The following is a 12717-nucleotide window of genomic DNA, read 5'->3' as shown; positions in this document are numbered from 1 at the left end:
GACCCATGTAATTACGAAGTGTATATTTTATATAAACTAAATTTAAGGTTGAGCGTTATATGTCCTCATCGTCTGTTAGTAAAACCACGATGAAATGGATAGAAAATCTTATCGACGAGCATAGTTTTCTTCCGTTATTTGCAGATTATATTCCTAATAATCAACCCCACTTACAATTTGGGGCTGAAGTAATTACAGGGTTGGCAAAAGTAAACCACCGTCCTGTTGCAATATATGCCCATGATAATTCAGTTAACCGAGGGTATATTACAAGTCAAGGCGCAAAAAAAATTCTGCGTCTTATGGATAGGGCTAAAGATTTACGTATTCCGATTATTGCTTTTTTAGCATCTCCTGGAATTTCTTTAGAAGAGAATTTATTAAGTGGTGATGAGTACACACAAATTATCGCTCGTAACATCAACTTATCTGGGGTGATTCCACAATTTGCGGTGCTTGTTGCTCCAACTCTTGGAGCACCCGCTTATTCTGCGGTACTCATGGATCTGCTTTTTTTCAACAAACATCGCAGTTACCTGATGGTAACAAGTCCAATGGTGGTTCAACAAGCTATAGGTGAAAAAGTCAGTATGAGTGAATTAGGTGGTACCGCAATGCACGCGAGTACTACAGGCATTGCGGATTTTGTTGATGACAGTATCAGTGCACAAATCAATCATGTTAAAACGATGCTCAATCTTTTTCCATCGCATAGTGGCGAATGTCCCCCTATCCATTCAGTGCAAGAACCTATTCATACTTTGCCCAATATTCCAGCTGATCCAAGAATACCGTTTAATATGCTCGAATTGATTCAGGCGATTGTTGATAATTCGGAAGTACGACAATACAAAAGCAACTACGGACAAGCAATGATTTGTGCGTTTGTTCGTGTACATGGTTATGTAGTAGGTATTGTTGCGAATCAAAGTATTCGATTTAGTGGTGCGATTGATTCAGATGCGGCGCAAAAAGCAGCTAAATTTATTCGGATATGTGATGCCTATCGGATTCCAGTGCTTACCTTAATTGATGTTCCTGGGTTTATGCCTGGTAAACGTGAAGAACAAAAAGGTTTGTTACAACACGGCGCAAGATTATGTGCTGCGATGCAAACTCGGGTGCCTAGAATGAGTGTAATTGTGCGTAAGTGTTATGGGGCTGCAGCATTTCTGATGATGCAAACGGCATCTCAGCAAGGAGATCTTGTTTTGGCATTGGAGACTGCAACTCTTGGCGTAATGGGTAAAGAGACGACTAAAAAGGTGCAAAATACGGATGGCCAGTTCTCTAGTGAGACGAAACATCAACCTACTGATAAGTCGCATCTTGATCCCTCCCTAGCGGATGCCTATGTTTCAGGTTTAATTGATGAAATTATTACTCCTCAGCAAATACGGGGAAGATTAAGTCAACATTTGGAGTATGTATATCGTAAATTGGATGATTTGCCGATGGCACGACATTCTATTGTATAGAAAGAGTGGGGTATGACATTTGCCTTTCATCCTATCCCAAAGGGATGAAAGAAGAATGGTTAAAAATTCCTCTGCCTTAGCCATGAGAAAGATAAAAAACCTTGTTTTATTCATGGAAGAAGGATGAGGTGTAAAGAAAACAGCATATGTGCAATTAGTAAGGACCATTATGTCTTACCTTGATTTACAGCAATTAATCAATTCATTTGAGGCTTATTTGGGAAATCCTGAACAACAGGATACACCCCTCAATTTTCAAGAAAGCTTGCACTATGATGAGCAAGAACAACTTGCTTGGTCACAAATTAAATTGATCCAACAATGGGGTTATATGGAATATCTGATCCCGCAATGTCTTGGAGGCCAGTTTATTTCACTAGACGTGGGATATTTTTTGGCAAAATCCATTTGTAGACGAGATGTGACCACCGGTATTGCCTTAGGCTTACCACTTTTGGGGGCGCTACCTCTTTGGATCGCAGGAAGTGAGGACCAGAAAAAAAATTTAGTTGCCTCTCTTCGACGCGGGGAAATCACTGCCTGCGCTTTAACTGAAGAAGCGCATGGCTCTGATATTATGGCAAATGAAGTATTTGCTCATTCTTCTAGTAATGGATGGATATTATCCGGGAAAAAGTGGTGTATAAATTTTGCTACTTTAGGGCATAATGTGACCCTTCTTTGTCGGACCCATCCTCGAGGAGGGCCGTTAGGTTTCTCGGTTTTTTTTCTAGACAAATCGAAAATTCAATCTGGGTTTGTACCTACGCCTAAACTTCCTACACTTGGGGTCAGAGGTTTAGACATCAGTGGCTTTTCTTTGGATAAGGTTTTTTTGCCTCCAGAGGCATTAGTTGGGGATGAGAAACGCGGATTAGAAATCATCTATAAAACCTTACAGGTTTCCCGCACTTTATGTGCATCTTTTTCTGTGGGTGCTGCAGATACCGCTTTGCGATTGGCACTTTCTTTTACTCAGCAACGCCAATTATATGGTAAAACGGCCTATGAAATTCCTGTTGTAAAACAACGTCTGGGAGAGCAATTTACTCAGTTACTTATTGCTGATTGTACTGCTTTAGCAGTCGCCCGGGCTTCCTCCATCATTCCTGAGAAATTATCGTTTTGGTCTGCCATCATTAAATTTCTTATTCCCAAAATAACCGAAGAACTCGTCGAACAATGCGGTACAGTGATGGGTGCTCGTGCTTATTTGCGTACCACAAAGTGGGCCATGTTTCAAAAAATCAGGCGTGATGTTCCAGTGATCGGCTTATTTGATGGAAGTAGCCAGGTTAATTTATCCGTGATTGCAGGTAGTTTATTACCACAAGCCGGAATGAGAGGAAGTTCTTCTTCAAGCCAGACACAACGGTTGGAACCTATCTTTAATCTCGACTGTGTTTGTCCAGAATTCTCTATGGATGGTTTAGGTCTTTTTACCCATACTGAAGACGATATTTTGGCTGGTTTATTCCGATTACAATCACCGCAAATCGATTCATTAATTAAAGCAGTTCGTATTGCACTCAAACGATTGGATCAGCATGTAATTGCCTTACAAGAACAAAAACAATTCGATCCGCGCAGCTTGGCCGCTTTTCGGCTGGCAGAGCAGTATTGTTGGATTTTTGCAGCCAGTTGTTGCATTCATTTTTGGCATTATAATCAGAAACTAATGACTGAGGAACTCGGGGGGTTGTTTGGATCAATTCAGCAATTCAACTCATTCTTAATAAATTAAATGCCCATTCAAGTGTTGATAATAAACTGCAGGAGTCTATGGCGGAGTATTTAACTTTATTTTCTGAACAAAATAAAATGTTCTCTGTGATCCCCATAAAAATACCTGGTTAAAGTGCCTCGCTAGATTCAGGTTTTGCAGTTATTATTGTTTATTGTATTCATGTAGGTTAGCCAAAAGAATGAATTGGAAAAGATTATTAATCGCAGCAATCACTCGAAAAAAGTATCAGGCTTTTATTAAAGATACGAAATACCCTGAGCGTTCGCGCGAAAAATTGTGGCAACAAGAGATTATACCTTTATTAAAAAAATCTTCTTATTGGAGTGCTGCATTGAAAAGCATCCACACTTTAAACTTGGATGATTTTCCAATTACTACCTATGAAGATTATGAAGCAGACCTCTTGGCCGCACAATATAGCCTTATTCAGCCTTTTACTGGAGAAAAATTAATTTTTTGGTCAGAGACATCAGGAACAGCAGGTGTTCGAAAATATTTCCCAATAACTACTTCGTTCCAGACCCAGTTTCAACGTACGATGCCGCCTTATATCTATAACTTGACACAGCGATTTTCTGGATTATTTCAAGAAAAAATAATGTATCTGGTTGCAGTGGATGCTCATCGAACATCTCCAGCAGGCATTCCTTCAGGTTGGATTAGCAATTTCAATTATCGTAATTTACCTTCTTTTATTAAACGTTTTTATGCTCTACCTGATGAAGTATTTGATAATACAGAAGTCTATACACAATGGTCTGCTTTGTATGCTTTAGCATCGGATCTTAGCGCAATATTTGCAGTAACTCCTATGGTGATCGATGCATGCTTCGAGCGTTGTCTTAAAAGCTTTAAGCAGTTTTTACCTTATTTATTAGATGAAAAAGTACTGCCTGACTTTTTGCCGCCGATTCAAATTACAAAAAAGCGTCAAGAATATTTACGTCAATTAGCACAACAAGATCCCAAATCATTCAAAGAGTTTTGGCCCTCATTGAATGTAGTTGGATGTTGGATTTCTAGTCTTTGTGAATACCCCGCACATCAATTGCAAAAATTGTTAGGACCAGGGGTTGAGATGGTTGATGGCACCTTTTCTGCTACAGAAGGGTGGATTACTGTTCCGTTAGACAACCAATCAGGAGGAATCTTACATCCTAGTGCTCATATTGTTGAGTTTATCGAAGAGGGCAAACGAATTGAAAAGGAAAATCTTGTGCAATCTTGGGAGTTAGAACAGGGCAAAAATTATGAGGTATTTTTAACTACAGCGATGGGTTTTGTTCGCTATCAGTTAAAGGACGTAGTGAAATGTACCGGCTTTTTAAATAAAGCACCAAGGCTTGAATTTTGTTATAAAACACAAATGTTAAAATTAGAAAGCTGTTCGATTTCAGGTCACGAGTTGCAAGAAATGTTGAATTATATTTCTTTTGAGATGGCACCATACTGGTATTTTGCTCGTAATAGTTTAGGGAACAGGGTTGTTTTGGTTACTGATAATTCAATTCAAATAACAGACTCCATATTATCAAAAATGCACGAGCGTTTAATGCAAATCAATGAACCCTACGCCCATGGTGTGATGACTAAAGAGGTGCTGCCCATGAGTTTATTCCAATTGCCCAAAGAGCAGTTATTAGTAGATAATCATGCGCAGACCAAACCAAAACTTATTTCTCAGCAAGTAATTACTGAAAGATGAGTAGCAGTTTTCTGCATCACTCTCAATAATTGTGTTATCGTTTGGCTCTCGAGCCGGCTGCTATTAAAGAGGAACATCATATTATGACTGAGAAGAATAAAACCAAGGCAAAAAAAAAGACCCCCAAAAAGACTGAATTGACTACACCTATGCTCATCATTAGTGATATCGTTTCAATCTTATTTAGTTTGATGCCAGCGGTAGCTGCATTTAGTTTAACCGGTTTATTTATTTATCATGGTTATAATTATACCTGGTTGGTTTTTCCTATAGCCCCTTTTGTTTTATTTGCTTCCTTTATTACTATTATTGCTGCGATTAGATTGTGTTTGCCGCGCTTAAAGCCTGGACGATACAAGCGTGAAATGAATCGAATGACCGTTGCATGGTTTTGTCATTTTGCGCTAGCCCGTTCCGCTAAAGTGGTTGGTTTGATTCCTTTGTTGCAAACGTTCAACATCACCAAATTTTTTTATTGGCGGGCGCTGGGTGCCAAAGTTTCTTTTCACATTGTAAATTCTTTTGATATTGATTTTGTCGATTGTCCATTAATCAACATAGGAAAAAATGTCACTCTTGCGAGTGGGGTGTCAATAAGTTGTCATTCCGATGTGGGGAACTTACTTTTTCTTGCTCCCGTTCTTATTGAAGATGATGTATTTATAGGCATGGCAACCACAATAGGTCCGGGAACGACAATAAAAAAGGGATGTTGGATCGGTTATGGGAATACGTTTGTTAATCAGATGGTAGAGGAAAATAGCCGATTTGGTAATATCAGGCCCACACCGGATATACAATAAAAAATGGCTAGATTAATTTTTTATGGAGTGATCAAGGTCAAGAGGCTGGGTTGAGCGCCTACCTGAAATACTATAGGCATGTAGGGAAGGTTAAACAAGAAGAGTACCATTATAAAAAATAATGCAGAACTAATGTTACCTATCCGCACCCATTTTTGCTCCATAGGCTCAGGAAACCAGGCCGTAATCGCATAAGTGAAACTGAATAAAATTGCAGTAATGATGCAAATTACCACATTAACGTCCACAGAATAAGATTGGAAAATTTTATGAGTCATCATTAAAATTAAGAGGAATAAAATCACTCTATAAATACGTAACAATAATTTAAGCCAGAATGGGGTTCCGGATTCTACACTCCCATCTTGGAAATAGGCATTAAAAAATATAATTCCTAATGTGGATAAGGGGACTAAAATAATTAAAGGATTGATGTGTTCTTCACTACCACCTGCAGCATGGGTCAAATAAAGAACAAAATAAACCATACTTATCAGTGCTAAGAATGGGAATAAATAGTACATCATTCTTAAAAGTAATAAGCGTAAGCTATAGATGATTTTAATATTTTGCTGACCGACCCCTAATCCTATAAAGAACAAAGTAGAATTGGAAATCAACTGAAAATGGAAATTATTAGTATATAAACTCCATAACCAATCACTACCTACTGTTTTGAAAATAAATGCGCCCAATAGAATGAGCAGATTGGCTAAAGCGGAAAACAAAGAGGCGACAAAAAGCAAAGGAATCGTGTTCCATACTGCAGCAAATAGACTGTTATAACTTATACGCCAGGTATTATCCTGATGGTATGCATAATGGAACGAGTGACCCACATAGAGAAAAAGTGGAAAGGCGCGAAGAAAAGTAAACCAATGTTCAAGATGTCTGAATGTAAATTGTGCCTCTAAGGGAAGTAAGGGTAAAGATAAAAACAGAGCGATGAGGAAGCTGCTGGCAATTAAACGAACGCAGTTTTTTTCATTAAAAGCCAGGGCATATAAAAGGGCAAAAAGGACGATCAACGCATAATCAAATACCTTAGTAACTTCATTGCGGACTAATCCATCTAGTGCAAATCCAAGGATTAAGCCAATTAAGGTGAAGAGATAGATTCCTTTTTTTGAGGGCATTTTTTTCTCCATAAGCCTATGAATTTAGGATAGTCGATTTTAAATAAACTTTCATTATTTCGTTAGATACTTCTTTGGGTATGTTTATTAGAACAATTGATAGATATTATGGTTTTATTTTGATCTTCGTTTTTGTAGAATGAATTTTAAGTAATTGATTAACTAACTCATTGAGTCGCTATGCTGAGTAAAATCGAACGTTTTAAAGAATGGCGTGGGAGCAAATCAGAAGCAGAGCAGGATATCCTGGAATCAGCATTGATAATGATTCATTATATTGACTCTGTAAGTAGTCTTGACGACATCGCAACGAATGCGCAGGTAAAATATTATGAGTTTGATCAATATAAGCAGCGCTCCTGGGGAACTGCAGTTTTCGCCAAGCTATTTATCGATGAAGCAATTGCGCATTTACCAAAAACAGCGGAAAAAGAAAGAGCCCTTCTGACTCAATCGAGTGAGGTTGTGGCCGCATTATATGAAAATTGGAAAAAAAATACGATGGGAAATATTTTCACTTTAATTGGAAATATTGAAAAATTATTGGCTTTAAACAGTGTACCTTTTGAGGATAAAAATCAGTATAAAAAGTTTTTACTCTCTGCTGCTATGTTATTCCAAATTATCAAACTCGGCATTGCTGAAATTGAAAGTGATTGGAAAGCGCAAATACTGCTTGCTTTCATAGATCTAAAACAAATAAAGCCTAAGATCGATCTTTTTTTGCAAAATATAGAAGAAAGAATGGCGCAATTAACACAGACTGCACCCTTGCAAGTTCAAAATATCGCTACAGATCCCCTAAAACCAGTGAAAGAGCTTTTTGCTAAGCGTTATCTAAAGATCATAGGAGTTCCTGTAACGAATGGGAAAACACAAAGAATAACGGTCCCCTATAGCTTTATGCGAATTGCTGCAGCAACTTCTCAACCACGTACTCCAGCACGAAGCATTCTAGAGAGTCTTTCTGCGCTTGAAACAGATATGGAGAGAGTTCATTTGGGTATTTTTAGTTTGATCGATCTAAGAACTAAAAAATTAGAGCTTGAAAAAACCATAGAGGTAGTGAGGGGATTGCTTTTAGCTGCCGAAGAAAATGATCTAAAAATCACTGGAAGAAAATATTTTTTAGATTTTATTGAAGAAAAAGAACAGTCAATCCAAGTACTTTTGGAGCATTCAGAAGAAATTCGAAAGCAGAATTTAGTTGAAAAAATAAAGCAATTAAAAAATATGGGGGAGTCTCCAGATCTTTCTTCAGAGGTAATACAAGGTGTAAGTTGGATGGCTACACCTATAACAGTTGTTTTTCGAACAGCTACGCCACAGAAGCTACAAAATATCATTGAATCTTCATTTCCCGCCACTTTAGATAGTTTGTGTAAGACTGAATTTAAAGAAATGGCAAAAGTATGTTTATTGGATTTAGAAACTAAATTAAAGAAAAAAGAAAAGCAAATTGCTATTATAAACAATCGTTTTTTTAATCAAGATGAAGAGTTAAAATCGCTAATCGCAAGTGAAACTTTGGAACGGCTTGCTGTGCTTCAACAAGCAAACAAGGAAATGAGCGAAGCGGTGCAAGCGTGCTCTAAGTTACTCGCGACTGTAAAAGCAAATTCATTGTTTCTCTATGATCTGCAACAAAAAAGCCAAACCTTAGGTGAGTTTATTAAACTTCATGACGGTTTTTTTGTGAAACTTAGCAATTTTCTCGCTCAATACTTTACTTGCTTTAAAACTAAAACCGCAAGGATGATAGATGATGCGGCTCATTTGAAAATTAAAGTCGACGGACTTGCAAAAGAATACCGCGGGGTTGTAACTAAGGGAATAGGCCAAATTGACCATATACCTTCTTTAGATGAACGTATTAAAACGCATATAAAAAATCAATTTAAAGCTGAAGAATTCGAGATTTCTCAAGAAAAACAAAATTACATGCGGCCTAATAAACGTACAGTTCGTTTATTAATGCAAAGCTTATCGAAGTTGTTCGCTACAAAACCGCAGCCCTGTAGAAAAGAAAAGAACAAAAATGAACAGGGTAAAGAAGAGCTGGTTTTAATCGCGCCGTCTAAAGTTTCTTAACGCTCAAGACCTAGTCAAGGGCAATAACGATGATTATAAATCTTTTATGGACAGGACTAAATCAATAATCCCAATAACTAATGGGCCAACTCTTGGCTTATTGTAATCAAACCCTTTTTGCCATACCCTAAATAGTTACATGTTACTTGGCGCACTTATATGAATTACGAGAAAGTTTCGGTATATATTAATGAAGCGGACCAATGGCAGAATAGACCTTTGTATCTGGAACTTCTCGATATGCTAAAAAAGCAGAGTGTATTAAAGGGGATAATATTTCGAGGGGTAGCGGGATTTCCTTGGGGAGAAAGTGCCAAACCTTCTCTTTTTCATCGAAATAAAAAATTATCTCTTGTCGTGCAATTTATTGATAGTGTTGATGGAATTGACGCTCTGCTACCCGAATTAAAGAAAATGGTCCCACATCATTTCATTCTGCGTAAGCCGATAGAAATAATAAATTGGCACGAATAAATTTGCGATCTTAAGCGTTTGCTCGGGCGGGAAAGAAGATTAAATGTTCTTTTTTTATTATCGTTATTAAATATTCTAAAGCTACAGTAACTTTTTCGGGATGATCAAAAAACTCGATAATGAGAGGAAGAGAAAAAGATACGTCCAAAAACGAATCATGGTGTATACCTGTTTCGCCACTAAAGCCACTTATTGCACGAAAAACACTAATTCCTCGAATTTTAGCCTCGTTTTGTAAGTAATTTAAAATAATAGGTACATTATCGGCCCGTTCTAAAGTATAAATTCGTACCACTGTAACTTCGACTGTTGCAATATCTAGCTTCTCGTTCACTCTTGACTCTCCCTAATACTTCTCAAGTTGAATATTATTATCATATGGCATCGTAGGAAATATTAATATCCTAAACTCCGCCCTAATATCACTAAATCTGTTGAAAGATGAAGAAAGAGTTCGATACACTGTACCTATTGATTCTTTTTCTACAATTTTGGAAATTTCAATTTCTTGTAGGGGCAGTCATAAGAATTAATCTAGGAAAACCAATTTAATCGATTATTAAAGGTACTCATGAAAAGGATATTTAAAGTCTCAAAAAGGGAGATTAATTTACCTGTTATCGTCATTGTATTGAGTATCTTAATTGGTATCTACCATATTCTTTCTTATTTAATTCCTTTTACAAGTCATGCTTTTGTAGTTACTAACGTTACTCCGATTGCAGCAGATGTTTCTGGTTTTATAACAAAAATCTATGTCCAAAATGGAAGTCCTGTTAAAAAAAATCAACCTCTATTTGAAGTTTATCGAAAACCTTATCGTTTAGCTTATGATTCGGCAAAGGCGAGATATGAAGAAGCAAAAGAGCGTATTAAAGTAATTGAGCGGCAAACACAAAAAACAAAAACATTATTGGATGCAGCCAAGTATGAGTATCAAAAATCTCGCTTTGAATATCAATTAAAAAAAGCACCTAGTGTAAGCGAAGCTTTATCAAAACTTGAAGTACGAAAGCTGGATTATGATTTACTTTCAATTAAAAACAAAATGGATTCACTTAATAAACAAATTGCAATCGAAGATCAGGAAATAATTCAACAAAAAAAATTAATTAAAGCGCTCAAAGCAGAAAAATATAGAGCGAAAGTAAATCTTGACCTAACTATTGTGAAAGCACCTACTGATGGTGTAGTCGATAACCTCTATATTGGTCCAGGGACTCCTGTGAAAATACACCAACCATTATTTTCCTTTATTAATACGTCAAGATGGTGGATACAGGCTAATTTTTATGAAACCGATTTACGCAGAGTAAGACCCGGCGATAAAGTTTATATCATGCTCCGAATGTATTATTTCAATAAAATCTTCCATGGCAGGGTAGTCAACACCTTATGGGCAGCAGGTCGACAAATTACGGATCCACGCATGCAACAGCAGATGGTTAGCAGCAATAATCAATGGTTATTAGAGCCACAACGTTTTCCACTTCAGATAGAGATTCTTGATCCCGATCCTAATTATCCATTACATCCTGGTGCGAGTGCTTATGTTTATATCGAAACTAATACGCATCATTGAGGACTATGATCCCTACGGAAATCATCGTGTTAATGGAGTAAAAGTCACTTATGTGTTGCTTATTCTTTTTGCAGTTAATTTTATTTTTTCCATTCCTAATCCGTATTTTTATTATTTTTATATTCCAATTACAGCTATGGCAGCAGAAGTAGCCGGGGATACGATACAAAGAAAAAATTTGTTACTTTTTTATTGCATATGGTGGTCTGTTATTAGTGCCTTTCTTTTTGATATTTTATCAATTAGTGCTTTTTTTCCAATTTTTGCATTCTTCTACTCGTTTTTTTTATATATGGTTGCCATTAAAAGCCGGATGCATACGATCGTAATTGCGCCAGTAGCCTTAAGCTTGGGAGCATACTCCCTGCTGTATAAAGAGATAAATACTAGTTTTTATGCAATTATCAATAATTGTTTGAATACCTTCATCGCAATGGCAATAGTTTTTGCTGCTTTAGTTTTTTTTCCTAGGAGTTATTATTATCGGTTATGGTTAAGGGCTTTGCTATTACTCATCGCCCAAATTATCGAACATTTATCCTTGATGGTGGAACGTAAAAACATCATTTTTAATCCAGTCAGAGGCCATACAAACCATTTAATTCGTTATGCTTCGATGTTGCCTCAAACATTTCCCCTTCGTTCCATTTGGAGAATTAATTTACTGATTAATCACTTGCATTTAGTGGTTTGCGTTATTGAATCAGAAACAATTATTTTGGAAAGTGAAAAAATCAATTTATTTATTGAACAACTTAATACTTTAAAAGAGGCAATTGAAAAGGAACAACCCTGTAAATTAGCTGAAACGCCATGGAGCATTTTAAATAAACTTATCTCTTCTTGGAATTATCTATGTTTAAAATTGTAGATTATCGAAAAACCAGAGCATTACAAATTTGCCTCGTTTTCTCAACTGCTTTGGCAGTTCAGAGTCTTTTAGGATACTCACATGCCGGATGGATTGGTTTTGCAGTAATGATGATTTATGCAGGCTTTGATCGAGGCGCCAGTTTGCAGCGTACTACTCATCGTTTTTGGGGGGCAGTTTTGGGGTTACTGTTGTCTTATATACTATGGTTTATTGGACAAATAGATTTTCGTTTTATCCTCATTATTATTCCTATTATCGTCTTTATGGCCTACTTTTCTTTGGGAAAGCGTTATGCATTTCCTACTATTTTCACAGTCACTCTAACCTCATTAGGAACAGATTATTATGGGAGAAATAACTATGCCGTACCTAATTTCTTTTTTGATTATTTATTATCGACAATTGTAGCATTCTTGCTTTGTTTTATATTTGAAACGTGGGTATTTCGCAACAGCCAATTATCGAGAAAATTTTATATAGATTTACAAAAAAGAATTATTACTCATTTGCATAAACTGTTTGATATAGTAACTCAAAAACCATTACGAGATAGTGTTTATTTAAAAGAAAGTGTGGTGCTGAACACCAGTATGTTGGATTTATATGCTTTTGTTGATTCAGCCAAGCATGAATCTGATTTAGATGTTAACTTTGCAAATGAATTAGATGCTTTTGGCTCTGTAGTTCAACAAGCCTATCATAATATTCGCAGGCTTTTTGTTTTAGGAGCCCATAAAAATGAGGTACTCAAAATTGAGACTCGAAGTATATTGGAACAACTTACTCGAATAAATCAAAGCCAAAGAGTTAAATATATTGGAGAATAA

At 36.6% G+C, this 12717-nt stretch carries 11 protein-coding genes; 9 read left to right on the top strand and 2 right to left on the bottom strand.

Features of this window, described 5'->3' with window-relative positions:
- Positions 1-59 precede the first annotated feature (59 nt).
- The 4 genes from HBNCFIEN_RS12370 (at position 60) to HBNCFIEN_RS12355 (ending at position 5733) form a co-directional block, all read left to right on the top strand.
- The gene (locus HBNCFIEN_RS12370; RefSeq protein WP_182391383.1) at positions 60-1478 is read left to right on the top strand and encodes an acyl-CoA carboxylase subunit beta; all 1419 of its coding nucleotides are present in this window, start codon (positions 60-62) and stop codon (positions 1476-1478) included.
- A gap of 169 nt (positions 1479-1647) precedes the next feature.
- Complete coding sequence (locus tag HBNCFIEN_RS12365; protein WP_255464212.1) at positions 1648-3222, top strand: acyl-CoA dehydrogenase; 1575 nt, start codon at positions 1648-1650, stop codon at positions 3220-3222.
- Between the two features lie 181 nt (positions 3223-3403).
- Positions 3404-4930 (top strand): GH3 auxin-responsive promoter family protein, encoded by a 1527-nt coding sequence (locus HBNCFIEN_RS12360; protein WP_182391382.1) that lies wholly within the window; start codon positions 3404-3406, stop codon positions 4928-4930.
- A gap of 83 nt (positions 4931-5013) precedes the next feature.
- Complete coding sequence (locus HBNCFIEN_RS12355) at positions 5014-5733, top strand: DapH/DapD/GlmU-related protein (protein ID WP_182391381.1); 720 nt, start codon at positions 5014-5016, stop codon at positions 5731-5733.
- A gap of 20 nt (positions 5734-5753) precedes the next feature.
- On the opposite strand, the gene HBNCFIEN_RS12350 is transcribed toward HBNCFIEN_RS12355, so the two are convergent.
- Positions 5754-6869 carry a hypothetical protein gene (locus HBNCFIEN_RS12350; protein WP_182391380.1) on the bottom strand — a complete coding sequence of 372 codons (1116 nt, stop codon included), beginning with the start codon at positions 6867-6869 and terminating at the stop codon, positions 5754-5756.
- A 180-nt stretch (positions 6870-7049) separates the two neighbouring features.
- On the opposite strand from HBNCFIEN_RS12350, the gene HBNCFIEN_RS12345 reads away from it, so the two are divergent.
- Together HBNCFIEN_RS12345 and HBNCFIEN_RS12340 are read left to right on the top strand one after the other, a co-directional pair.
- On the top strand, positions 7050-8960 hold the full coding sequence (locus tag HBNCFIEN_RS12345) for a hypothetical protein (RefSeq protein ID WP_182391379.1): 1911 nt from the start codon (positions 7050-7052) through the stop codon (positions 8958-8960).
- A 159-nt stretch (positions 8961-9119) separates the two neighbouring features.
- The gene (locus tag HBNCFIEN_RS12340) at positions 9120-9434 is read left to right on the top strand and encodes a DUF190 domain-containing protein (RefSeq protein ID WP_182391378.1); all 315 of its coding nucleotides are present in this window, start codon (positions 9120-9122) and stop codon (positions 9432-9434) included.
- A 10-nt stretch (positions 9435-9444) separates the two neighbouring features.
- Here HBNCFIEN_RS12340 and HBNCFIEN_RS12335 read toward each other — a convergent pair whose 3' ends face one another.
- A complete protein-coding gene (locus HBNCFIEN_RS12335) occupies positions 9445-9768 on the bottom strand; it encodes a DUF190 domain-containing protein (protein ID WP_182391377.1) in 324 nt (107 codons plus the stop codon).
- Between the two features lie 237 nt (positions 9769-10005).
- Here HBNCFIEN_RS12335 and HBNCFIEN_RS12330 point away from each other — a divergent pair, with 237 nt between their 5' ends.
- From HBNCFIEN_RS12330 to HBNCFIEN_RS12320, 3 genes are read left to right on the top strand one after another with little or no spacing between them, the layout of a single operon-like run.
- On the top strand, positions 10006-11016 hold the full coding sequence (locus tag HBNCFIEN_RS12330) for an HlyD family secretion protein (RefSeq protein ID WP_182391376.1): 1011 nt from the start codon (positions 10006-10008) through the stop codon (positions 11014-11016).
- Positions 10985-11887, top strand: coding sequence for a hypothetical protein (locus HBNCFIEN_RS12325; protein WP_182391375.1), 903 nt, complete (start codon positions 10985-10987; stop codon positions 11885-11887). The genes HBNCFIEN_RS12330 and HBNCFIEN_RS12325 overlap by 32 nt, the downstream gene beginning before the upstream one ends.
- Positions 11872-12717, top strand: coding sequence for an FUSC family protein (locus tag HBNCFIEN_RS12320; RefSeq protein WP_182391374.1), 846 nt, complete (start codon positions 11872-11874; stop codon positions 12715-12717). The genes HBNCFIEN_RS12325 and HBNCFIEN_RS12320 overlap by 16 nt, the downstream gene beginning before the upstream one ends.

This window comes from Legionella sp. PC997 (genome assembly GCF_014109825.1).
Lineage (GTDB): Bacteria > Pseudomonadota > Gammaproteobacteria > Legionellales > Legionellaceae > Legionella.
The sequence above is the reverse complement of the archived record's forward strand: the minus strand, read 5'-3'. Positions and strand labels throughout refer to the sequence as shown.

Excerpts from the sequence above, each read along its gene's own strand:
- HBNCFIEN_RS12370 (WP_182391383.1), top strand. The coding sequence starts at position 60 with ATGTCCTCATCGTCTGTTAGTAAAACCACGATGAAATGGATAGAAAAT.
- HBNCFIEN_RS12365 (WP_255464212.1), top strand. The coding sequence starts at position 1,648 with ATGTCTTACCTTGATTTACAGCAATTAATCAATTCATTTGAGGCTTAT.
- HBNCFIEN_RS12360 (WP_182391382.1), top strand. The coding sequence starts at position 3,404 with ATGAATTGGAAAAGATTATTAATCGCAGCAATCACTCGAAAAAAGTAT.
- HBNCFIEN_RS12355 (WP_182391381.1), top strand. The coding sequence starts at position 5,014 with ATGACTGAGAAGAATAAAACCAAGGCAAAAAAAAAGACCCCCAAAAAG.
- HBNCFIEN_RS12350 (WP_182391380.1), bottom strand. The coding sequence starts at position 6,869 with ATGCCCTCAAAAAAAGGAATCTATCTCTTCACCTTAATTGGCTTAATC.
- HBNCFIEN_RS12345 (WP_182391379.1), top strand. The coding sequence starts at position 7,050 with ATGCTGAGTAAAATCGAACGTTTTAAAGAATGGCGTGGGAGCAAATCA.
- HBNCFIEN_RS12340 (WP_182391378.1), top strand. The coding sequence starts at position 9,120 with ATGAATTACGAGAAAGTTTCGGTATATATTAATGAAGCGGACCAATGG.
- HBNCFIEN_RS12330 (WP_182391376.1), top strand. The coding sequence starts at position 10,006 with ATGAAAAGGATATTTAAAGTCTCAAAAAGGGAGATTAATTTACCTGTT.
- HBNCFIEN_RS12325 (WP_182391375.1), top strand. The coding sequence starts at position 10,985 with ATGTTTATATCGAAACTAATACGCATCATTGAGGACTATGATCCCTAC.
- HBNCFIEN_RS12320 (WP_182391374.1), top strand. The coding sequence starts at position 11,872 with ATGTTTAAAATTGTAGATTATCGAAAAACCAGAGCATTACAAATTTGC.